The organism is Peribacillus muralis, from assembly GCF_001645685.2.
Classification (GTDB): Bacteria; Bacillota; Bacilli; order Bacillales; family DSM-1321; genus Peribacillus; species Peribacillus muralis_A.
In genome coordinates this window covers 663,938-687,567 of record NZ_CP017080.1, presented here as the reverse complement: position 1 = coordinate 687,567, position 23,630 = coordinate 663,938, and the positions used below count along the sequence as shown (strand labels likewise).

The 23,630-nt window shown below is 39.9% G+C and carries 24 protein-coding genes; 1 reads left to right on the top strand and 23 read right to left on the bottom strand.

Annotation, left to right across the window (positions count from 1 at the left end; translation table 11 throughout):
- Positions 1 to 46 precede the first annotated feature (46 nt).
- The 23 genes from ABE28_RS03260 to ABE28_RS25580 form a co-directional block, all read right to left on the bottom strand.
- Positions 47 to 2,416, bottom strand: coding sequence for a hypothetical protein (locus ABE28_RS03260; RefSeq protein ID WP_064463930.1), 2,370 nt, complete (start codon positions 2,414 to 2,416; stop codon positions 47 to 49).
- Between the two features lie 16 nt (positions 2,417 to 2,432).
- The gene (locus ABE28_RS03255; protein ID WP_156775673.1) at positions 2,433 to 3,425 is read right to left on the bottom strand and encodes a hypothetical protein; all 993 of its coding nucleotides are present in this window, start codon (positions 3,423 to 3,425) and stop codon (positions 2,433 to 2,435) included.
- Between the two features lie 135 nt (positions 3,426 to 3,560).
- Complete coding sequence (locus ABE28_RS03250) at positions 3,561 to 3,992, bottom strand: hypothetical protein (protein ID WP_064463934.1); 432 nt, start codon at positions 3,990 to 3,992, stop codon at positions 3,561 to 3,563.
- A gap of 2 nt (positions 3,993 to 3,994) precedes the next feature.
- Entirely contained in the window at positions 3,995 to 6,331 is a 2,337-nt protein-coding gene (locus tag ABE28_RS03245) for a phage tail spike protein (RefSeq protein ID WP_064463935.1), read from the bottom strand.
- Positions 6,332 to 6,344: 13 nt separating this feature from the next.
- The gene (locus ABE28_RS03240; protein ID WP_064463937.1) at positions 6,345 to 8,030 is read right to left on the bottom strand and encodes a distal tail protein Dit; all 1,686 of its coding nucleotides are present in this window, start codon (positions 8,028 to 8,030) and stop codon (positions 6,345 to 6,347) included.
- On the bottom strand, positions 8,027 to 12,964 hold the full coding sequence (locus tag ABE28_RS03235; protein ID WP_064463939.1) for a phage tail tape measure protein: 4,938 nt from the start codon (positions 12,962 to 12,964) through the stop codon (positions 8,027 to 8,029). Before ABE28_RS03235 ends, ABE28_RS03240 begins: the two co-directional genes overlap by 4 nt.
- 16 nt (positions 12,965 to 12,980) lie before the next feature.
- On the bottom strand, positions 12,981 to 13,103 hold the full coding sequence (locus ABE28_RS25585) for a hypothetical protein (protein WP_257390691.1): 123 nt from the start codon (positions 13,101 to 13,103) through the stop codon (positions 12,981 to 12,983).
- A 59-nt stretch (positions 13,104 to 13,162) separates the two neighbouring features.
- Positions 13,163 to 13,489 (bottom strand): phage tail assembly chaperone G, encoded by a 327-nt coding sequence (gene gpG, locus ABE28_RS03230; RefSeq protein WP_064463941.1) that lies wholly within the window; start codon positions 13,487 to 13,489, stop codon positions 13,163 to 13,165.
- Between the two features lie 61 nt (positions 13,490 to 13,550).
- A complete protein-coding gene (locus ABE28_RS03225; RefSeq protein ID WP_064463942.1) occupies positions 13,551 to 14,126 on the bottom strand; it encodes a major tail protein in 576 nt (191 codons plus the stop codon).
- Positions 14,127 to 14,510 (bottom strand): hypothetical protein, encoded by a 384-nt coding sequence (locus ABE28_RS03220; RefSeq protein WP_064463944.1) that lies wholly within the window; start codon positions 14,508 to 14,510, stop codon positions 14,127 to 14,129. It abuts the gene before it with no gap.
- Complete coding sequence (locus ABE28_RS03215; protein WP_064463946.1) at positions 14,507 to 14,908, bottom strand: HK97 gp10 family phage protein; 402 nt, start codon at positions 14,906 to 14,908, stop codon at positions 14,507 to 14,509. Before ABE28_RS03215 ends, ABE28_RS03220 begins: the two co-directional genes overlap by 4 nt.
- Positions 14,905 to 15,321, bottom strand: coding sequence for a hypothetical protein (locus tag ABE28_RS03210; protein WP_064463948.1), 417 nt, complete (start codon positions 15,319 to 15,321; stop codon positions 14,905 to 14,907). The genes ABE28_RS03215 and ABE28_RS03210 overlap by 4 nt, the downstream gene beginning before the upstream one ends.
- Positions 15,305 to 15,595: a hypothetical protein gene (locus ABE28_RS03205; RefSeq protein WP_064463950.1), complete on the bottom strand. Its 291-nt coding sequence runs from the start codon at positions 15,593 to 15,595 to the stop codon at positions 15,305 to 15,307. The genes ABE28_RS03210 and ABE28_RS03205 overlap by 17 nt, the downstream gene beginning before the upstream one ends.
- A gap of 9 nt (positions 15,596 to 15,604) precedes the next feature.
- The gene (locus ABE28_RS25410) at positions 15,605 to 15,769 is read right to left on the bottom strand and encodes a hypothetical protein (protein WP_167353377.1); all 165 of its coding nucleotides are present in this window, start codon (positions 15,767 to 15,769) and stop codon (positions 15,605 to 15,607) included.
- Positions 15,770 to 15,774: 5 nt separating this feature from the next.
- Positions 15,775 to 16,923 carry a phage major capsid protein gene (locus ABE28_RS03200; RefSeq protein ID WP_064463952.1) on the bottom strand — a complete coding sequence of 383 codons (1,149 nt, stop codon included), beginning with the start codon at positions 16,921 to 16,923 and terminating at the stop codon, positions 15,775 to 15,777.
- Between the two features lie 28 nt (positions 16,924 to 16,951).
- Positions 16,952 to 17,677, bottom strand: a complete 726-nt coding sequence (locus tag ABE28_RS03195; protein WP_064463954.1) for a head maturation protease, ClpP-related — start codon at positions 17,675 to 17,677, stop codon at positions 16,952 to 16,954.
- Positions 17,674 to 18,813, bottom strand: coding sequence for a phage portal protein (locus tag ABE28_RS03190; protein WP_064464212.1), 1,140 nt, complete (start codon positions 18,811 to 18,813; stop codon positions 17,674 to 17,676). The genes ABE28_RS03195 and ABE28_RS03190 overlap by 4 nt, the downstream gene beginning before the upstream one ends.
- Positions 18,814 to 18,841: 28 nt before the next feature.
- Positions 18,842 to 20,494 carry a terminase TerL endonuclease subunit gene (locus tag ABE28_RS03185; protein ID WP_064463956.1) on the bottom strand — a complete coding sequence of 551 codons (1,653 nt, stop codon included), beginning with the start codon at positions 20,492 to 20,494 and terminating at the stop codon, positions 18,842 to 18,844.
- Entirely contained in the window at positions 20,491 to 20,832 is a 342-nt protein-coding gene (locus ABE28_RS03180) for a P27 family phage terminase small subunit (RefSeq protein ID WP_083231922.1), read from the bottom strand. Before ABE28_RS03180 ends, ABE28_RS03185 begins: the two co-directional genes overlap by 4 nt.
- 255 nt (positions 20,833 to 21,087) lie before the next feature.
- Positions 21,088 to 21,417: an HNH endonuclease gene (locus ABE28_RS03175; RefSeq protein WP_064463958.1), complete on the bottom strand. Its 330-nt coding sequence runs from the start codon at positions 21,415 to 21,417 to the stop codon at positions 21,088 to 21,090.
- Positions 21,418 to 21,484: 67 nt separating this feature from the next.
- Positions 21,485 to 21,898: a type II toxin-antitoxin system HicB family antitoxin gene (locus tag ABE28_RS03170; protein WP_064463960.1), complete on the bottom strand. Its 414-nt coding sequence runs from the start codon at positions 21,896 to 21,898 to the stop codon at positions 21,485 to 21,487.
- A gap of 27 nt (positions 21,899 to 21,925) precedes the next feature.
- Positions 21,926 to 22,117, bottom strand: a complete 192-nt coding sequence (locus ABE28_RS03165) for a type II toxin-antitoxin system HicA family toxin (protein ID WP_064463962.1) — start codon at positions 22,115 to 22,117, stop codon at positions 21,926 to 21,928.
- 141 nt (positions 22,118 to 22,258) lie between these two features.
- Positions 22,259 to 22,381 (bottom strand): hypothetical protein, encoded by a 123-nt coding sequence (locus ABE28_RS25580; RefSeq protein WP_257390690.1) that lies wholly within the window; start codon positions 22,379 to 22,381, stop codon positions 22,259 to 22,261.
- A 314-nt stretch (positions 22,382 to 22,695) separates the two neighbouring features.
- Between ABE28_RS25580 and ABE28_RS03160 the strand changes: the two genes are divergently transcribed.
- Entirely contained in the window at positions 22,696 to 23,127 is a 432-nt protein-coding gene (locus ABE28_RS03160) for a hypothetical protein (RefSeq protein WP_064463964.1), read from the top strand.
- Positions 23,128 to 23,630: the final 503 nt, after the last annotated feature.

The following is a 23,630-nucleotide window of genomic DNA, read 5'->3' as shown; positions in this document are numbered from 1 at the left end:
TGTGAATGAACCTGTTTTCCTAACCTTTATTCTGCTGAAAAAAACTTTAATTCTCTAATGCAGCTATTCTTTGTTCCATTTTTGCCATTAATGCTGCCATATTCTCTATAGTTTGTTGCTGAGTAGTTATTTTTTCTTCTGTTGCTGTTTCTATTTGTTTGATTTTATCCTTCAGTGAAGCAATTTCTTCTTTTTGTTCACGGACAACGGGAATAAGCAAAGTCCAAAGGCGGTCGTACATTAACCCTTCTACTTCGCGTGTTCCATCTTCTTTATACGGACCGTAGGAAGCATATTCTGGAAGTCCTGCCTCGATGACGTCTTCAGCAATAAGACCTGGCACTCTTTTAACTTCAGGAATATCTACCTTATCCCAATCTACTTCTTCTCCAGATAGTTCAGCAGTCAATGCATCGGCGTATGCCTCAGTTGCTGATTTGTCGTACCATGTTTTAGGATTAAGTTGTAATATCTTGTGCGCATCAAATTTCGACTTTTCTATTCCTATCTTATATTTAGATGCCGATGTGGATCGCCCAAGTACACCGTTACTCGTTATGAACGCATTAGGCGCATCAGAGTACGTACGACTATATAATGCCGGAGACATAATATATGGACTTGCAGAGGTACCAGCAATCGATAACTCAGTTCCCGTTGATGCATTTTTCATTACCAGAGTTCCTTCAGCCTCATAACTACCACCGGAATTTTGAATCAGAAAACGATTACCTGTAATATAAAAGTTACCAGTAGCTCCGATGGTTGCTCGTCTAACTGTACCTGTAAAAAATTGAAGTGGTCCTTTTGCATTAGAAGCATCATCAGGAGACTCAAATATTTTCCAACCGTTACCGCCTAACCATTCTAGACCTTCATTGCCTCCAGCATCAGCAAAGGTAATTCGGTCAACGTTCTGAAGCTGATTATTATTCATGTCAAAAAAGCCAGTACCAAACATAACGATTGGACCGTCTATTCGCAATGCACCAACAATCTCTAATAAACCATTAACGTTCGCCCATTTCGCGTTCAAAGTCTCAGTAGTAATTTCAGGATTTTCAAATAGTGCAGCAGTTAATGTTGTTCGATATACGGTTCTACCAGTTACGGGATCATCCTGATGATACGAAAAATAGTGTGGAGCCATACTCATTCCAAACTCACCATAGGTGTCATTACCGTGTCGGGTCATCCATAGGGCTCCATCTTCAATGTGTAAATCATCAGCGTTTTTTCGATCAGTATCGTCCGGATTTTTATCGGTTACCCATATTTGACCTTTATCCATTCTCACAAAGGTAGTGCCTTGTATCCAATTAGTGTTATTATTAGATATGTTTAAGGTACCACCTCTCATATCGCCAAGATCGGAAGCAAGAGCAGATAACTTATCAACCTTTAATTGCGTAGCCGTAATAGATCCATCTACAATTAGTTCACCGGCATACCGTTTTCGAATTTCTAACTGTCGCATATAGAAATATCCAGTTGTTGAAGCATCTTTTTCAAAGGATATATCTATACGACTTAAAGTCTTAACTGGGTCTATATCAGTTGTTATTTTGACACCGATACCGAACTTAGCCGTAGAAGCCGTTAATGGTACGATTGCACTTCCGGCATTAGCATAACTTCCGTCGCTATAAAAGTATCTTATAATTACAGACACATTAGTTATAGCAGCTTCCTTATAACCAACCCCTCCGAAATAGTACTCATCTCCGACTTTAAATTCCTGCATTATCGATTGGGCTAGGAGAAGTCTAGAATATGCCGACGGTCCAATCTTAAAATATCTAAGATTGTTAATGTCTACCGTTGGATTACCATTTGGGAAACTTTCAGAATCAACTTGAACTAAGTTTGTGAAGTCAGCAATAGCCATTTTGTTGGTGGTGATTACGTTTGCTGCTATGTGGTTGGCTCCGATAGCGTTTGCTGCTATGGTATTAGACGTTACGGCACCGGCTGCTATTTTACCAACATCAACAGCACCTGCGGCTAATTTGTCTGTGATAACAGCATTGGCTGCTATATTGTCAGCACCAACGGCATTTACTGATAACTTACCAGCTGAAATAGCTCCTGCTAATATTTTATCTGCGGTTACTGAATTTGCAGCTAGAGCATTTGCAAGAATACTTCCTGGAACAAATAAAGACCCATCTAGTATAGTCGTATTAGGGACTACCAAATGGGTGCCACTTTTATTAACGAATACTAATAGATCGTCATCGCCAAGAGTCGGATAAGTATTGCTACCATAAAAGCTAAGAGGATCACTAAATTTCCAATAAATATAAGCTAAATTAGTGTTGGCATCTGCTATTTTATAGGTTTTCCCTTTATAACTAATATTGACACCCGTCCACGAGATATAACCAGTAGACGGGCTATTATCAAGCACATTCATGCTGTATCACTCCTTTTTAGAAGAGGAAATGAGTAGCCAAGTTCAATTTATCCTCAGCGATAGATCCTGCCCCTAGTTGTGCGCTACCGACTGCTCCGTTAGCGATATTGCCAGCTCCGACAGCTCCACTTCCTAGTTTTCCTGACGTTACAGCTCCATTTGCTAATTCGGTTGATCCAACAACACCGCCGGCAATCTTACCTGAAGTTACTGCACCTGAAGCCAACGCTGTACTTCCGACTGCACCGGTCCCGATCTTACCTGAAGTTACTGCACCTGTAGCTATTGTTGTGTCTGTTACTGCGTTTGCCGCGATCTTGCCTGCCGTTACCCCACCTGAAGCAATTTCGGTTCCTGTTATAGCGTTCGGCGCAACCTGAGCTGTAGTTACTGCGTTTGTAGCAATCTCCGTCGTTCCAACTGCATTCGCTCCAATTTTACCGGACGTTACTGCTCCTGAACCAATTTGAGCACTACCTACTGCCCCTGAACCAATTTTTGCGGTTGTTACAGCCCCCGCGCCTAGCTTAACCTCGGTTACTGCTCCATCGCCCATTTGAGTTGATCCGATCGCGCCATTGGCGATTTTGGATGTGATAACGGCACCCGTAGCCAATTCTCCGGAACCAATAGACCCATCCATTAATGCTCCACCAGGTGTTAACTTACCTGCAGTCATGGTGCTTGTAAACGTACCACCGTCATTGATACCAACTAAGACATCATCATTAGTGAGCGTTGGTTTCGTATCCGACACCTGCAATACAGTGTTTGGAGACGCTGAAAATTTCCACCATAAGTACTTTTTGTTCGTGTTACCATTAGCTAATGTGTAGGTATTGCCTTTATACACAATATTTATATCTGTCCATGCTACTGATCCAGCCGATGGTCTATTGTTCGCAACGGTGTAACCATCAATCATGTGCGATGCTAAGTTCAAATCTGATGTTTGTATCCTTCGTCCATCAAGTGCGACTCCTGCACCCAGTTCCCTTAATTGACCCATTCGATATGTTACGTCATGTAATACGCTGGCAAACTCTTGATTCATTGTCTCTCTAACACTTGCAAACTCATCGGAAATAACCCCAGATACGATTCTTTTAATATATTTTTTTAACATGCTCATTTCCTCCCCAAATTAGAAAATCAAATGTGTTGACCATTTCATCTTTTCTTCACTGATAGAGGCTCCATCAATCTTTGCTCCATTCATGCTAGTTCCGTCTGGTGCCGTCCAACTATCTACTATATCCTTTGCTGCTTGTGCGATTGCATCAGTAACACTTAGCCATGTCGTGCCATTAAATTGCAAAGGCGTTACTGAACCATCATCACTAGGCTTAAACCATAAATCACCGCCTTTCGGATTCTCTGGCGGTGATTTATCGTAGTAATTCGTATTTTTACCATTGGCTGATGTAAGGGCTGTGTTTGCGGCTGCTTGCGCTGCTTCTGCTTTATTCCTGGCTTCAAATGCTAAAACCTCAGAATTCTCAGCAGTCTCCACCGCATCGTTAGCAACCTTTGTTGAATTCGTAAATGGTATATCTACGCTACCCGTTAAAGGCACAATTACTCACCTCGTTTATGCTCATTGATTCTGTATAATTGATTGGTTCTTTGACTACTCTCTATAATTTCATTTCCGAAAGCGAATCCCTGGATGAGCCATTTTTTACCGGTATCGTCATAATAAACACTGATTGTTTCCGGCTCATGGAAAGGTGTATCCTTTATTTCTTGAATAGTACCCTTGTCGAACGTATAGACAATTCTATAGACTAAGCTTTTCGATCGCACGTCGATACAATAAAGACATTTTTGGTCTTTATCGATAGTGAAGCTACCACTTGTGAAGTAAATATACGGGAAATCTAAACAAGTACTTTGATAGGTTTGCTCTTTCCCAAAAAAGTCGATATCCGAAGCTTTCATGGCATAGACAGGATTCAAAATACCTTTTAAAATATCACTTTTCTTAAACACATGCATACCTGGATCAGCTACACCAAACGCACATAATACATATCCATTACGATTGTCTAAATTTGTTCGATAAGGAACCGGTGTTTTTACTAAAACCTGAATTGAAGGATCGCCCCAATCCAATATTTTGTTTGGAGTATACGGAAATCTGACAACATACCATTCATTTTTAGCAACATACTTGTAATATGACCATATCCACATTTTACCGCTGACATATTCGATTCCAAACTGTGCTCCATGGCCGGCTCGTATACACCACATTCGATCCTTGATAACACCGGTCATATCGGTTCTTGTTATGGTGTAGCTTTCATGGTTTGCCGCATTGTCCTCGTCATGTCTCTTGTCACCGTAATATTTCTGACTCCAATATATTTCTTGTCTTGGATAATCGACTTGTGCGTATTGGGCCACACTCTTATTAAAATCAGTCCAACCAGACGGAGCAGTCATTTGTAAAGTGGCAAAATAGGCGGCATCGGTCTCCTCCGCATATAAAGTCGGCTTAGCACTATCAAGATCTTCCGTGTTAACCTGACAACGAATGGTACAACCAACGACTTCAGGTCCGACTTCTATGATATTTCCTACTCCGTCATGTGCTTCTTCCCATACAGTATCATGAGCCCCAACCGAATCAATCTTCTGCCAACTGAAATCGAAAGGTTGTATTTTTTCCGTGACGTTAAGGGTTCCCCAATAAACCCGAATAACTATTCTTTTAGTACTCGTTGTATCAGCGAAATCCGTACCGTCGGGAGTGAAATATTCAAGCCTATATCCTTTAGACGCTTCTGCAGCTTGTTGTGCTTGTGAGGCTTTGGCTTGTAAATCCCAAATATCCCTAGGTGTAATGGTCACGATTTCAACAAATTCACCCAAAATAACTTTGGTGTCGATCGGATTAGCTTCACTTTCATCTAATTGAATTACTCTAGCCGATACCGTCATTTCGGGTTGCATCGAGAAGTCTAAGACTTGCATATGGTCTCCAATATTAGGTATGAAATCCAGTTGAGCGACATCGACCTGATATGTGAACTTAGGATGATTCCAATTATCAAGTTGTCGTTTACCCCATTCCAATAGTCCACTCGGGTTTTGGATTTGGTCATTAACGATATAACCTTCTAGATATGGTCCGCCATTGTTATAAAGATCATTTGCATCGTCGTCCACAATATAATCTCTGCCATTATTAACGCTTGATATAGAGACGGGAATGCCGTCTTTGTTATTCCCACCATAGACGAAAAGCTTAGTATACATTTCCTGATCGCTGCCTCTACGACTTACACCGGCTAAACCGTGTGAGTATTCGAACCTCCGGCCATCCGAATCGCCTAACTCGTCAACAAGATCGATTAACATTCTTGAGACTTTTCCGTTATATAGTTGTACATATGCACGAATTTCAATGTTGAATTCTTGAATCAAATAGTCGGCCCAATACATACCGTTGTTACCGGCGGTTATCTCTAGCGTTTTAGTACCGCCAAAGAAATCGTCTTCCTCTACTTCCCAACCAGTTTGTTTCAGAATATGATCAAATCCATCACGACTAGTCGCGGCTGAGAATGTTCTAGCCGGTACATTTTTGTGCGATAAGTCCCAAGCTAGAAGATTAATAGCTTGTACAGTCTTGACGTGCACAGGACCTATCGCTGAATCTTCCCAGTCAAATATCCGATAACAATAAAAACGCCCGTCTCCAGCCTCCTTAAGGAGGTGATGACCTTGCGTCATATACTCTGTTTCTCGGTATCCATAAGGTACAGAAATAGTTAACGTATCACTCCAAATTTTCCCCTGATCGTCAGCGAGTTTAGTGGATTTCAAATCGTTATAAAACTTACACCCCTTACCCTCTAAATCTAGTATTCCTACCACATCTAAATCTGGGTTTAGAATCGTATACATGAGTCATCACCTCCTATTGGGTTGTTGGTCGATATTCCAAATACCAGTCGGCTTCATCTAAACCTGGCTCGAATGCAAAGGTCTGTGTAATTCCACCTTGCATTGTAGGAAAGTCACTGCCGATATAAAGTTTCTTCATATAGTAATCGCCGTTTTTATAAACAGTACGGTCTTCACAATTGATTTTCACCTCATCGCCTTTGTGAGCAATTACCGTAGGTTCGGTTAAAGATGCACCATTTCCGCCATCTATGATATTCCACACTTTTACATCACTCACCATGAGGTCATTATTTCTATAACGAGTGATCGGTTGAGTCGTATCTTCGTATATATCGTACTTGGCAGCGTAGAAAGCTATACCTGCGAGGTCTTTGGGAAACTCATTCTTGGTATCTGTCCAAGTTTTAGTGATGGGCTTACTCCAAGCTGGATTGCTATTGTCGTCGAGCTTCATGATATTTATCCGATATTTATTGCCGATTTTCTCCAACTCTAAATATCCATAAAAATTGGTAAAGGTGCTGGTGTCCGAATCTTCATCAAGCTTAACTGTTTTCCATTGCTGAACAGTCTTCGTCTTCCCTTTTTCCTTAACTGTTTTCGTACCGTTTTTAATCTTGAGTGTAATGGTTTTACTTTTTCCCTTTTTGATAGTACCAGGACCATAGTATAAATCTCTGACTTTAGATCCGTTATATAGTTTAAACCCAACATATACGACTTTACTCTCCGTACCATTGTCTTTGAGCATGAGTTTACCTAAACGAGCACCATTAGCGTCTAATAAGTACATCTCCACTTTTCCCTGAGCCCTATTATATGTCTGCTTGTTTACAAATCTAACTCGAATACGGTAATCATCGTAACTCCCAGGTAACCACTGTAAACGAACTGGCCCGTGCCATTTCCCTTTGACTGGACTGCCATAATTAGCATATCCATCGCTGGTCGTAGATACTCGCATAGCATTAGGAGTCGTGGTCATATCTCCACCAATAACACCGTTATCTAATTCCCAAGTTAATGTTGGACTGGTTATTTTAGTCCAAGTGGCAAGGGTGTTACATGGGTCGTTTAAAACTTGTGGCTCTCTATTAATAGGCGAATTACCCGTATCTGGGTCTACATCTGCACCAATAAATACATAGTTCCCATCTTGATCAGTAATGGCAATTTTTTTTACATCTTTCTTTGGCATACACGTGAAGACGGGGTAACACTCAGTAGTGCCTTTGGGCGTAAGGGTTATAGGGTTGGAAGTAAAGTTAATCAATTCGTATTCCCCATATCCTTTAGGATCAGAACAAGAAAAAGTAAGGGTGAACTTAGCCCAATGAGAGGTTTGACTGATTCTTTCTGGTTTGGAAACAGCACTAAAATGGCCGTAATAGGTGTACTCGGCCTCATCGCTAAAAACCATGGGATATTCAGCATTGCCGGTTTGCATAATCAGCGTAGCTAAATCATGAAATTTTTGCACCCGATCCCTTTCAGAGTCAGCTTGGATTGTTACCTCCAAATCGAACACTTTTTGTCCATAACTATTCCCTTGAAACAATTGGCCGACCATGCCTGGGATATCTTGAACATTTTCCGTAATGTCAGCCGTGATATTCCGGTTAATCTCATTTGTGATTAAAAATAAGTCATTCTTCGAATCAAATCCGCAATAATTAAAGGTTATTTCTTCGCTCATAAGCTATTCACCCCCTTAGCCATGTTCCTGATCTTCGTTTCAGATTGGCTATATTTCTTGTTGTTGTTATAAAGAGCTTTGCCATCCAGGTAAGTATTATTGTCTTTCGCTAGGATTTTAGATAAAAGTCCATTTTGCTGTTGTAATAATGCGATTTGGGCATCCTGCTTTTTTAATAGAGAAAAAATAAGACTATTATCGCTGCTGCTAGTCTTAGTCGGATCACCAAATATTTTACTAGAAACGGCAGCCAGTAATTCTAGCGCTCTACTACGCTTGTTGGGGCTTAAAGGAATAATCGCTTCTGGCTTGTTCCCTTCTCCTACCATGGCTAAATGCTCCTTGGTGATGATGCCGCCATTTTCATATCCATGTCCATGACCAATGTATTTAAGCATATTAGATCCATAGCGCGATTTAGCGTAGTTCATCCCTGCCAGTAAGCTGTCTAAACCATTCATTTGGTTTGTATGGCCAGGGAATGCAAAACTGCGAAATGTTGGCGGGATCACCTGGACGAGCCCGCGGGCTAAATTCCCCGTATAGTAATTGATATCCTTTACAGCTGTTGATTGGATAGCCTTTTCATTACCACCTGATTCAGACTTGATTTGCCTTAACCATGCGTTCACATAATTAGCACTTGTAGGTAGGCCACTCATTCCTAATGCCTGTATGACGGTACTCCGCCATCTTTCCACGCCTTTACCCACAGGAGCCGCACTGCCTCCGCCGCCGAATCCATCGAACAAGGAACCGAAATAATCCATGGCTTTATTTTTCGCCCACGCCACAACACCATTCCCGCCTGCCCATTTGTTCGCAAATGTAGGAAATGTGTCTTTAAAGTTTAGGGAATTTTTTAACTGGTTCCATAACTTAGAAGGGCCTTTTGTGATGATATCGAATGCATCTACAGCCTTACCGCCCAATGTTCCGATGCCGTTCAAAACTTTGTTAGATCCATTAATGATGTAATCCATAAACGAATCATCATCACCCGTACCCTTTGCAAAGCCAGGGATCGAATTAGTCGGGAAATTATAGTTGCTTAAGACCGCCTTTGTTTTATCGTGTGGAAGAATAGCTGAACCTCTTGGTAAATGCATCAGTTCAGTACCAGTTGTGCCAACCAACCCAAGTCCTTGACCTGGTAAGTATCCTAGTTCTGGACCTTCTTCACCCACAAAAGATAAACCGCCTTTAAAGGGCCCTTGAAACGTACCTTTAGCATTTTCAGGAATGCTGCCAGGTTTGAATTGAGGAGGGGAAGAGGTCTTATCTTTATTACCAAATAAACCTTTAACCCAACTAACCGTGTCTTTCAAGAAACCGGTTAAACCATCAAACGCTTTTCCTACACCTTTGGTTTCTTTTTGAGCATTTTCAATATTTAACTCTTTTTGTTTTTTGGAAGCTTTTACGGACTCTTCTTTTTGGCGTGTTGCATTCTTTATGACACCATCTTTTTTCTTTCTAGCTTGTTCAATGGTTTTTTCTTTTTCTTTGTCTGCATTATCAACAATTTTGTCAAATTCGTCTTTGGAAATTACGCCTAACTTCTCGTATTGCACCTTTGCATTTTTAACTTTACTTTCGCGTTTTTTCTCAGCGTTTGTTTTCGTTTCTTCAAATTCCTTTTTTGCCGCTTTAATGGTTTGATTCATTTCTTTTGTCGTGATATCATGGCGCTGCTTACTACGTCTTTTGTTTATGTTGGTTAATTCGTCTTCACTTTTGACCGTCTTTTTAATTTTGGTATAATACATTCGGTCATTAATCTGGTTTATTGCCAGCTTTTCACTTTGAGTAAGAGCTCTTTTTTCTTTAGAGGCATTACTCATAATTTGCTTAACGCGCTCATTGTCGCCTTTGACTTTTTCAATTTCAGCTTTATGCTTTTCATCTAATTTTTTCAGGGCTTCATCCTTATCTTTTTGTGATAATTCTTTATTGGATTTCAAAGCCTTTACCGCTTCGACACGTTCCTCCTGGTGCCGATCTTTTAAGGATGAAAGAACACTCTTGGCCATGGAATTATATTGTTTGAAGGTGTCTTCTTTAATCTTTTTATTGACGACAGTATTGGATAACATGAGTTGGTTGAGCTTAGTTTTCGCCCCGGTATATAGCTTGTCATACTCACCCAGAGCCTTTCGGGTTGATTCTGAAACACCCTTGATTTTAAGATTTAGTGAAGCTCCGTTTTCCGCTATTTTCGTCGCTTTTTTACGGGCAGCTTCCTTCTTATCCTGTTTATCAAATACCTTGCCAATTGAAGAACCTACCTTATCTCCGACAATTCCTCCGATAATCCCACCAGCAATGCCACCTATTGCAGTGCCAATACCTGGCACTACCGAACCAAGAACCGCACCAGCCGCCGCGCCACCACCAATACCACCTAAAGTGCCGCCAATGCCTCCACCAATCGATTCTTTTGTTCCGGAACCGGTAGCCAATTCATACCCTAACGCGCCGACTCCCACTACTGTTCCAATTGCGCCGGCCCCTTTTACATATTTCAAGGCCTTGGCTCCTTTACCAACCTTCCCTGCATTCTTCGCCGCTCTACTACCTGTTGACATGGAGGGAGCAACTGTGGTCCCTGCAGGTGTCTTCTTGCCACCTGCTACCCCGCCGCCGCGAGCGTTATTGTTGCGTTGCAGAGCTGTTGTGTTGGTATTAAGGGCACCTGTCTCAGCGTTTAAAGATTGTGTGCTACCTTTGGTCATGGACGTAAAACTACCTAAATTAATGACACCATTTGATAAAAATTTTAGTAGACCGGCCCCGCCAAGTGTAATTTTTCCGACTCCAGTAACTAAACCACCAATCCCGATTGTTAAAAATCCAAGTGCCGCACCTACACCTGCTACACCCACACCAATGGCTGTCCATTTGGCGATGGAATGCTGCGTACCCTGGTCTAATTTATTAAACCATCCGACTACATCTTCGATGGTCCCAGCCACCGTTTTTATGGTCGGAATCAAGGCAGTCCCGAAGGTCGTGGCAGCACTCTCCGCTTCACCCTTCATTTTTTCAATAGAGCCTTTTAATGTGTCCATTTTAGTTTTTGCTACATCATCGGCACTAATTTTATTAATGGCTACGCCCATCTCGTCAAACGCTTCAGCCCCTGATTTACTAGCAATCATGGCACCTCGAATCGCATCCGAACCAAAAATGGTATTAAAGGCATTGATTTTTTGTTCTTTGGAAAGATTCTTTGTAGACTTTTGAAGAATATTAAAAACTTCAGACATGGATTTAACATTACCTTGCTCATCAAAGAAGGAAGATGAAAGATACCCACTTGACTTTTGCAATCTATCGTATTCTTTTCTTAATTTTGCTTTAGTTGCTGCCCCACCAAGTTCTTGTTTGGCTAATTCTTTGAATGCCTTATCTAAATCTGGAACGGTTCTTGAAGCTGGCTGGATGCCCTTTTCCACTAAGTATTTATAGCCGGCCGTTGTATTGGTTGTCGCAATTCCCAATTCAGCCATTGCCGTTGCAGCTGCATCAGTCTGTGGAGACAACCGCATTATCATGGTTTTTAAGGATGTACCTGCATCGGATCCTTTAAGCCCTGCTTGAGCGAAGACGGCCAATGCTGTGTTTGTATCAGCAAAGCTAAAACCAACGGGGCCTGCCACACTTGAAACTTGGGATAAGGAATAATTCATTTCTTCCACGGATGTGGCGGAAGCATTTGCGGAACCGGCTAATAAATCGGCTGCTTTTGCCATATCAATATTGTCATCTCTAAAGGAATTCAACACAGTAGAGGCAATTTCAGCTGCTTGGCCTAATTCCAATTCACCAGCTGTGGCTAATGAAAGGGCGGATTTTAACCCACCACTCATGATGGCATCCAGATCAACACCAGCTTTAATCAACTCTTGCATCCCGATGGCTACTTCTTTATTGCTATACTTCGTTTCCAGTCCGAGTTCATTCACAAGTTTGTTCATCTGTTTCCCATATTGTTTCCACTCTTGCGGACTCATGAGTGCCTTAATGTCGGCCATAGCTTGTTCGAAATCAGCTGCTTGTTTGATGGTATAACCTAACCCTAATCCGCCGGCTAGAGTAATGCCGCTAAAGCTAGATGAAATGGAACGGCCTGTATCATTTAAAGTTGATCCAGTGGTCAAGGCGCTATCGGACAAGCCTCGAAGCTTCGATTCGGCTTTTCCAATATCATCTGCTAATCTACCAATAGAGGGATGGACAGTAGAAATTTTTCGGTTCAATGTATTAAACGATGAATTCAATTTTTCTTGCTCATCTACAAGGGACTTGTATTTGTTTTTTGCCTCATCTACTCTGCGATCATGCTCGCCAAATTCCCTCGTCAAATCCGCCACCTTTTGCTTTTGGGTATCAACGATTTGTTGATGGATCTTCGCCTGGTCACTCAATCCTTTAAGCTTATCTTTTTGTGCAGAAAAGGCTAACCCGCTTTTTTTCTGACTTTCCACATGATCGTCCGTTTTCTTTTTGAGTTTGGCCAGTTCGGATTCTAAATCTTTCGTGGACGATGTGTAGTCGAGCATTTTGCCGGTAGCATCTTTTACTTGCTTTTGCCAGGCACTTTGTCGCTGAATAGCTGTATTAATTTCTTTATTTAAATCTTGTATGACCTTTGAACTTTCCGCATTTGTCTTGAGCTCATTTTTGCGTTTCTCATTCAATTGCTGAATGCGTTTTTCATTCAAAGACATGATTTTATTCAAGCCTGTAACCTGTTTCCCTAATGCACCATACTTATCATCGGCATTATTCAACACGGCCATATTCGCTTTCATTTCCCGTTCAGCGCTTTTTATCGACCGATTTACAGCTGTTAAAGATTTGGTAAAGTTGGCGGACGATAAATCCATTTCGATGATCATTTTTCCGAGTGGCTGATTTTTTCCTATCAATTAGTTTCCTCCTTTCCTACGATAATATTTTTACAAGGTCCGCCAAATCCATGGCCTTTTCTTCTGTTGGTTTTGCATCATTATTTAATATTTCCATCAAATGATAGTAATCCGCATTGACGACGTCGTGATAGCTCATGCCCTGCTGCATTAAATCAAAAAATAATGCATTTAGATTTTCAATGGCTTCTTGTGGAGTTAATCCAGTACCGGCTCCATTTCTCCGTCCTTCATGTACTGAATCAACTTCTGTTTCTTTTTTTCACTGTAACCAAGAACTTGGTAATACACTTCATACAATTTCTCCATCAATTCATGCGCCTGGATACCGTCTAAAATGTCATCTGCTGTAACACCAAATAAATTAGCAACGAAAGTGACCAGGGCCATCGTTGATTCTACGTCATCCTCATAGACCGCATTATTCAGCTTCAATGCTGTGATTAATTGTTTGCCGCTAACACTTGTTTGCGTAAGGGTTTTGACTTCTTTCGTTTTTAAATTCGTTAAGTCTAATTGATACATGATTCATTCCTCCAATTTTTATTAATAAAAATGAAAAGCCCTCCGCAAGGAAGGCCTCTAATTATCCAGCTGGTGGTGTAGCTGGGGGGAATGCATAGGTTTTTAATTTCGCCGCGAGTTCCGTACCGATCCCGTAAGCAATGGTTTCACCATCATTATTCGCCACACATTCCATTGTCAGCTTTTCATCTTCTGGCTCTGCAGGTTTATTTTCACTTGTTTTTAGTGACACATCCCCGGCAGACATTTTGCCTTTCAATAAAGCGAAAAACACCGGCTGCCCTGTTGCATCTTCCGATTCCAGTAATACGGCAACATAAGGAGCCTCAGTACGTTCGCCAATCAATGTAAAGCCATCGGTGTGTTTCTTACGGCCCAGCACCGCGACTACCATTTCTTCCGGTACGTCTAAAATGCTTAGTTCCGTTTTAATGTCTCCCGTACCTTTTGCAGACACATAATACGCTACATTTGAGGCAAATGATTTTATGGATTCTGGGGAGATGCCGGAAATGGTCGCTTCCTTGGTACCACCCTTATTAGCCTTCCCTTCTATCACAAACACATCTTTTGTGACTTTCCCATTTATATCTAAAACGCCAACCGTCGCTCGCTTGAACCCTACTCTAATACTCATTTACAGCACCTCTTCTTTTATTAGTCCTTGATAACGCCTGGCGTCAACAAAGCGCTTTGTTTCTTTGAAATATTCATCTAAACCATCTTTTAACTGACCGAAACCAATCTTTTTTAGTTCATTTTTTATTTCACGTTGAATCTCTTTGACTAGCAAACGATTTGAAGCTTCCACATCAATTTGGTACAAATACTCATTGGCATGATTTTCATTACTGGCAAAAACCGCTGGACCAGGTACATCCAACGGATCAATTACAATGAAAGGTTTGCTGGCATCGGCTGTTTCGGGATATTCATAAAATTTAATGCGGCCATTACAATGGGAAACAATTATTTCATTTGAATTTAGTTGGTTATAGATCACCATTAATCCGTCTGTCATAATTGTTTTTTCATCTCCTTGGTGACCGCATGCAAAAAGGCTCCTTCACTATTCGAGATTGCTCGTTGAATAGATCCGTAGCCTTTAGGTTTTATTTTTATGCCATTTCTGTTATATCCAAATTCATTTAGATGGACCAATCGATAACGCTCTTTAGGTCCATTCCAACCCACTAATACCGATTTATACCCATTACTGCTAGTTACTTTACCTATTACAATTTCATCCTGAGACGCCCCTGTATCTTTAAAATCATCAAATTCATCGGAGACGGCTTTTGAAACCTCTTTTGCCCCAGCGATTAAGGCTTTATTGGTCACTCTGCTTAAAGCCTGTTCTGACAATTGATTCTGCAGGTTTTTATAGATGTCCTCAAATCCCTTAAATTCCACACTCATGTAATCACCGCCAAAAGAACAGTAATAAGATCGTTGTTTTTTAAGTTCGGGCGAACATCTATCACGTTAAAACGAATATAGCTGCGCTGGCCATCTATTATTTTTGAATAGCGATCATCCTCTAACTCTGCGTAGTGTTCAGTGTCGGGAAAATACTCACCGAATGAATCGCGGATATTAATAGTTACGGCATTTTTCGTATTCATAAATTTTAGCTGCTGCTGTTCCCTGCCAGAATTGAGAATTTCGATATCTTTCATGCTTGCGCTGTACACTTCTGCAAAACACTCATATACCTGCGCCAATGCTCCTTCTCCTGGTTCTGGGCCATTGCTCGGGGCGTATTGGTAAAAGGAAACTGGCGTCCTTAACTCACCGCTGCCAATTTTGTTTGGATTAAACTTTGGTTTCATCAGGATCCCCCTCGTATAAATCCAGAGCTAACCCTGTTATTTCACTGGCAAAGTTTTCATCGAAATACTCCACGGCGTCATTATACGAATACCGAGCACGCTCAAAGACAAGTTCTTTTCCGCCTTCATGCTTTTCAATATCAAATACTCCACACTTTCTTTTGATGGCAGCATATGAAAAGGACAACACCTTTTTAAGATTGTCGTCCTCTTTCGTGTGGGAAATTTTCATGCGTTCTTTGAACTGTAATAGCAATTCGCATGTGATTTCCAATCAAATCACCTACTTGTCATCTTCGTTTTCTTCTACCCTACTTAAGTAAGAATCATCGAGATTTTGTTCAACCTCTTTGGCCCGTTTTACCGTCATTTCGATTTCTTGATGAGGATTATAAACCTCATTGGTATGGATATCCTTGAATGTTTTTAACACTTTATATTTTGCCATCAAAATCACCCTTCCGGAGTATTAATAGATAATGTATAAATTGCTGATACTTTATTATCATCTGCTTTACCAAAAGCGAATTGTTTGGCTGTGTAAAGATAGCAATCTTCCAAAGCAAGAGTTTGATCAAATTTGTTAATTTGGACGCCACCCGCTGTATAAGCATCATATCGGTTGTTTACAAAAGCGATGACCTCCCCGGATTCAACAAATTCAGATTCTACAATACGCAAATTAAACGGTAGGGCTGTCACATACGTTCCATTTGCATTCAAGAACGTATATTGAGCTTTTACTCCCCAGGAATCGATAGGGTTAACAAGTAAAACAACTTTCCCCCCGATTTTCACAGATTTACCATTCGCTTTGGTGGAAAGGTAACTCATGACTTCCGATAGTTCCTTTACTGTTGTTTTTGAATCAGCAAATGTCAGGGTACCGGTAACTGATTTTTTTGCGTGACCAGTTGCTTGGCTTACCGCTGCGTCTAAATCCCGAATTAAACCAATTGGCTGATCTTTAACAGGACCTACGCCATTAATAAATCCATTTTCCAATGCCACAGCAAAAGTTTCGGAGATTTGTGTACGAACATAAGACTCAATCCAAGCTGGCCCGAATGTGTCTAAATCTTTAGGAAGAACAACGAATGCCGTCAGTTTAGATTGTGTGACTTTTTCTTCACTAAAAGCCGTTTCAAGTTGTCCCTTGATTTCACCAAAGACCTTACCCCATACAGCAGCACCAGAAGGATCGGACTTGATAATGCGAGTTACAAGACCTTTTTTCTGCAGATTGATTTCAGACAAGAATGGATGATCTGATGTTAAATCTTCAAAAATACGGTCAACCGTCGTTTCTGGCAAAATAATATCGTCTGTAAACCCGTCCGATTGCACGACAGCATTGAAAAATTTAGTTTCCTCAGATGTTAGAACATTTACACCACGAGCCGCTAAGATCGTTTGATCTGCATTTTGTGTTTGGACAGCTTGGGTAATTTGTGTTGTTAAGGAATTTACGAGCTCATCTTGCATGGTGTTCCAAACTGCTTCGATTTGCTCGGGAGTTGAGCTCTCATTCTTCACTACTTGTGCATATGCTTTTTTAGCCTCATCATAGGCTTTTGTATGATTATTTAATTTCATGACCATTCTTTTTTCCTCCTGTATTTTCGATTAATTAAAAAATGAACCCTTTACGTTTTGTCATAACTGGCTCAGGCGCAGTTGGGACAGATGGATGAGGTTCATTGTTTTGTTTATTATTTTGTTTTAAATTGTTGGTAACAGTATTAATGATTTCTTGTAGTTGTTCGTCCGTGATGCCTTCTTTTGAATTTTCTCTCGGTTCATATTCCACTTTGTCAGCAAAGCCATCCTTAACAGCCTGCTCGGCCGTCATCCAGGTTTCAGCCTCAATTAATTTAGCTATTTCCTCACGGCTATTACCTGTCTTTTGTTGATAGATGGATATGATCGATTCATCATATGTCTCAAGGGCATTAAGAGTCTTCTTGATGTCTTGCTTAGTCCCATATGCAAAGGTTGCTGCTTCATGAATCATCATTCTTGATCCAGTTCGCATAATCACCTCATCCGCCCCCATCGCAATTATCGATGCAGCCGATGCGGCCAACGATGTCACCTCCACAACGATATGCTTATCCAGATCTTTTAAGTAATTGTAGATTTCCACCCCTTGATCAGCATCGCCACCACCGCTATTTAATTTGATTCGCACTGTGGGTGCCGTAATTTCAGCCAATGCATTACGAACATCTTGTGCACTAGTAGCCGTATAAAACCAACCACTTTTGCCAATGGCACCTGAAATAATCATTTCATGCTCTTCTCCATTGGTTTGATTCAAAAACTTATAAGGGATTGCTTGAATTTTTTTCGTCACTTAGTCTCACCTCCTTCAACAGTACCTGCAGCCTGATAGTTTTTAGTAATAACAAATTCATCTAATTCCGGATTGTCAGAACGCTCTTCACCAAAAAGAACACGTACTTGATTCCGTGTGAACGCGCCTGATGCAACCAGCTTGTCGACGGCTTCAGCGTTCTCAATGACTGCTTTTTCTTGAATGCCTTTAATATCGAATTTTTTACCCTCCTGATAATCCTTTTTGGTAATTAATTTGGCGTTCAACTCATCTTGAATTTTCTTTAATAATGGGCCAACGCAAAACTTTATATAGGCTTTCATCGACTTTTCTAAATCAGCCATCTCTCCATGAACAAGTGCCGTAGGGATACCAAGTATTTCAGCAACATCATTCGTTATAGATTTCTTTAACTTCGATAAATCGTCAATGGAGGGACCTGCAACCTCACCATCTGCAATTTCGTTGTACTTAAATCCTTTCAACAAAGGAATAATGGCCACTGCATTGTTCTTTATTGAACTAAATACCCGATCAATGTATCCCTGCAGCTTATTTTGTTTCTTATCTTCCAATGATTGAACTGTCTCAACCTCTACAGTCCCTCTGATTTGGTAACCGCGCATGGCGGCCTCCATCATTCGGCCGAATAATTCCCCGTAATCAGTAAACAAACCATCTAAGAACTTGGTCAAACGCTCATTGTTGTAATTTAAATAAATCACTTCATCCATTTTGAAGGAACGTTTAAATTGATAGTTTTTAACCACCACCGATTCAAACGTATCAGGATACAAAGCAAGTTCGTTTCTGATAAAACTGTCAGCTATTAATAAATCATTTGTATCAGACAAAATTACAAGAACCTCATTTTCATGAATCAACTCATAAATAAATCGCTGCCAGAAATCTGCAGCTGATTGATCGGTGTTAGGTCTTACATTAAGCAAGTAATCCCAATCATCTCGGATCCGTTTATTATTTTCCATCATACGAAAATCTGACTGAGAAATGGTCCGTCCGATGAAGTTAATACAAGTCTCTAATGCTATGGACTTTAAATAAACTCGTTTCGATGCTTCCGTGATCCATTCAAAATCAAATGAAGATCCGATTTCACTGTTACGATTAAAAATATCAGCTAAGAATCCGATTATTCTCACCCCCTCTCTATAGGTCAAGTTAGAAATTCAAACTTTCTAAAATATCTAACGCCCCATCTATATCTATTTCTTCGAGTTCATCAGCTTGCCAAAGAGCATATACAAAAGCTGAAAATCCATCAGTCTTTCTCTTCACTTCATCTTTTTTGACAAAATCTTTATTACCATCATTTTTAATTTTTACAACAATGTTATTTGTGTTCCACCTCATCAATGGATTGTCACCAAAAATAATACGCTTTTGGGCAAAGAGCATTTCAATTCTAGGAGCAAGTTTTGCATAGATGGCATGAGGATTTTGTATATATAAAACTTTAAATCCCGCTTGTTCTAGTGCTTGTTTTACAATATCCAGACGGAAGGTATCCCCAACAATGGTATTCAGCCCATATTTCTCTCTCATTTCACAAAAGTAATTGACCATATAACTGATATTAATAACGGGCTCATCCAATAACGTAATTAACCCCTGTTCCTCCCACTCAAATATTGGAGGTTTTAAATTTGCTTCTTTGATAAATTCACGCCTTGCAAATTGATGACTTTCCCAAATATAATTATCGCCATCCTTAAATAAAACACCGCATGCTGTAAAATCTTTAATAAAAGAAAAATCAATTGCACCTATACACATTTTATTTTGCAATCTTTCGTATGGAATAGGTCTATTAGTTGCTTCAATATCTTCCCAAGAAGCAACCTTAACCGTATTATCTTGTTGTGGGAGATTCATCCTTTTTGCCATAAACTCAGGGCGCCCAGAGGGGTCATCTTCCAGATCTAAATATTCATCCATAATGGTGTCAAACAGTTCTTCAGCATACGGGCTTCTTGGCTGACTAAACATAGGATTAGCCTTTTCCCACAACTCCGGATTTTCGACTTCATCCTTACTATCCATTTTGCAAATGAAAACAAAACGGTTCTTACGCATGCTGCCGCCTTTTAATATTTCAACACATTGCTCAATGAATCTATCGAAAAAACCACCACGGACATGACCGTTGGTGGAAATATAAATTCTTCTTCTATGTTTTACTTTCCCTAATCCTGAGCTTAGCGTGTTTATGAGTTTTGTATCTTCGTAAATATGCCACTCATCAAAAATCAAACACCCAGGGCGGCCACCATCTTTTGTGTCAGCATTGGATGTCCGGAACTTGAATTCAGCAAGAGCAGCTTTACCGGTAATCTTTGTCTTGGTCCAGGAAAAGAAGTTCTTCATGAAGTTCTTGTTCTTCTCTTTCATGTTATATATTTCTTTTACAGACGTTTCGGCTTGATCTTCACTGTTGGCCACAACATCTACGTTATATCCTTCTATTCCATGACCGGGACTGATGAAGTAATCAGCAAGCCCAGAAATCAGACCATTCTTTCCATTTCCACGAGCAATAACAATCACAATGTCTTTATAAAATAGTTTGTCGCGTTCTTTATATTTAAGGAATATGAATGCAATAATAAACTTTTGAAAAAGTTCTAATTTAAAGTACCATTTTTCAATGTAATTAATGCATTGATCAATTTGCCTTTCATCGAAATATATATCGTCTCGATTAAGCACTTCGGTTTCCAACTGATTTATTAATTCAATACGTTCTTGATTAAAAATAGCGCGACCTTCACGCCATGCCACAATATAAGCATCGACATACTTTTGTTTAATCAATATAGATCACTGACATTGGGTTCGTCATTATCCTTCTCTTCATCCTCTGTTATAACTGGGACATCCATCATTTCAAATTTAATCGATTTTTCAAGAGCAATTAGGGTTTTTGTGAGCTTATTTAACTCGTTTAATGCAGGATTTGTTTTAATGAATTCTTGACTTGCATTAATGGTCGTCATCATGACGCCGTCTTTATTGATTACAACTTGAAGTTTCCTAATTTGCTTAACAATGGCTATATAACGCTTAACTTTATCAACTTCAATTAAATCGTCACAATTAATTCTCATCATCAACTGTTTTTCCATATTCGATATTTTTACCGTTCCGCTCACAACAACCCCCCTCTCTTTTTTTACCCCCCTAATATAGCAGGCGATTTTTTCGATTTTTTTGGACAGCAGGGCCCCCTCCCCGGTCCCCGGGTTGCAAAAAAAACGCAAAAGTTTTTGACCGGGGGGTGTTATTTAATCTTTTCTTTCAAGTTAACACTTGATTGTCTACCACAATGAGAACAATAGTTATCAGATTTAAGAATCGGTTCGGTACATGTGGTACAACTAATATGATCTCCATCACTATCCATTCCCTTACCACCTTTCATCATCCCACTTCTTCGGCTTTGTCGCACCAAACACACGGTCATGCATCTTGTTATGGCAGTTTAGACATAATGTAGTAAGGTTATCCAATACCAACGCCAGCTGCGGATAGTCTTCAATCTCATACTTATGATGGACGTTCAGTTCAATGGTCTTGCGTTCTCCTTCAACCTTCTTTGAGTCCACATGCACTCGACCTTCACGCTTACACTGTTGGCACTCGTAGTTGTCCCTCTCTAAAGCTTCAAGCCTTAGCTCGTTCCAATCACTGGTGCGATAAAACTTCTTCTTCTGTGCATCGGTCTTGTACTCAGCCATATCCTTTTATAATCCACCTTCTTTCCCCATAATAAAAAACCACCTCAAAAGAGATGGTTCATTATTTTTAGTATTTGTCACCTGTGCCAAGTAAGCTTTTAAGTGCATCTTGAAGAACTCTGGAGAAGTTCACGTTCTTTTCCTTCGCTAAATCATCCAACCACTTAGGAACGGTAAGAGTCTTCTTTACTGCTTGATTTTCTATTTGATCCCTAACAAGTGGCATCCATACTTCAATCAAAACAATGACTTGATTCTTGGATACCTTAATTTCTTGTATAGCTGAAGCTTCAGGAATACTATCCCCGTCCTTCTCCATTCCATACAAGTGAAGTCCCATTGCTTCCTTGGCCATCTCCAAGGCTTCTGCATCATTATCCCCGCACGTTAAGCAACCTGGTAAATCAGGAAACTCTACACTGATTCCATCATCTGCATAATCAAATACAGCTGGGAATAAATATTTATTCTCAAAACTCATATATGTTAACCTCCTTGCAATCAGGGGTTATAATAACCCCGATTGCTTAAGAATATTCTTTTGTGTTTTTTTAGGAAAGTCTTTCTTCGGATGTGGTATCGTGACTTTTCCTTCTTTAGTAGGATGTTTGTATTGATGATGGCTTCCCACAACATTTACTATGTACCATCCATCATCCTCTATCATCTTGATTAATTCTCTTGAAGAGTATGATTTCATTGTTACCTCCTTTCTATATACTTATTATAACACGTATTCAGATACGTGTAAATAGATATCTTGTTATTATCCACTGTTTTTAAATATATTTTCCCAACAAAAAAAGCACCCAAATTGAATGAGTACTTTCTAATTGTTCTATTATGCTCCAACGTTGCCTGGGTCCAAACTTAATGGACTTCCACCCAAATCACCTGGATCTAAAATTATTGCACCTAAATTCCCCGGCTTTAAACCCTCTGATATTCCTGAATCTTTCACCATGTATCCCTCCTTCCTTTTCTTATAATCATTTATACCCTTAGTAAATATCATTTGCTAGGTTTCTTTAATATATTTCTTTAAATCTTTTCTTTAGGATTTGCGCTCTAATGAAGGAAAAAAAATCAGCGTACTGCAACTGGAGTACTCTAGCGTACTGCAACTGGAGTACTCTAGCGTACTGCAACTGGAGTACTCTGGCGTACTGCAACTGGAATACTCTACCCTCCGTACTGCAATTGGAGTACGGAACGTTCGTTTGTATAACTTTAAAAGAAGATAGTTATTCCGATAATTGTTTAAAAGGAGGTGTTAATTTGCTAAATATTATTGTTTTGTTTGCAATTTTATTAATTTCATTCTGGCTTTTTAAGTCAAGCATAATTCCCGGATTAATAAGTCTATTTTTTGTTGTTGCTGGGGTTATAACCTTTTGGTTAATCTTTAGCCCAATGTTTGCAGAAACTTTTACAACAAACGTTACGGGTGAAGTAACCTCATTGGATGGTTCATCCGCAGTTGTTGATACTGATACAAAGTCATACAACGTTGATACTTCGAGTTACCCAATTATTAAAGTAAATGATAGTTTGACACTAAAAGTAGAAAAGGATGGGCTATTCAAAGGTCTTGAAAAAGCAATGGATCTGAATGGTAATATTTATCCGGAAGAAGAAATAGTCACAATCAAAAGCCATAACATAAATTTATTCAAAAAAATCTATCGTAATTTAACTATGGATGAATAAAACAACCGCAATAATTTTTAGAAGGCCAGCTTAGGCCTTCTTTTTATCTTTTCTAAATCACCTCATTATGCTAATAGCTTTTTCAAATTAAATGCTTCTAAAAACAGGTCTATATAATTGCAATACACGCTTTACTTTGGGAGGATAAACTAAGTAAAGCAGATTGCACAAAGCAAAGTACGCAATGCAAAATACTTTAACAAAGGTTCCCCGATTCAAGTGTCGCAAAGACTAGCGCGTTCAGGCTCAGAATGCTCCTCCCATTGGTAAACATTCATCAACACCCATAACTTTCATCGAGTACACCATCGGCCCATAAGAATTATTTCATCGCATAGGCGCGCTTGATAAGGGAAAGATGCGTCTCCCACCAGGTAAAACCCGATAAGAAAATCTTACCTTTCATAGGAAAATAAAAAGTCAGTTGTTTTATCCAGCGTTTTATCGTGATTTTGTTGCAAAAAAAAAAAGCAATGACCACGCAAGTGATCACAGCCCTTTTT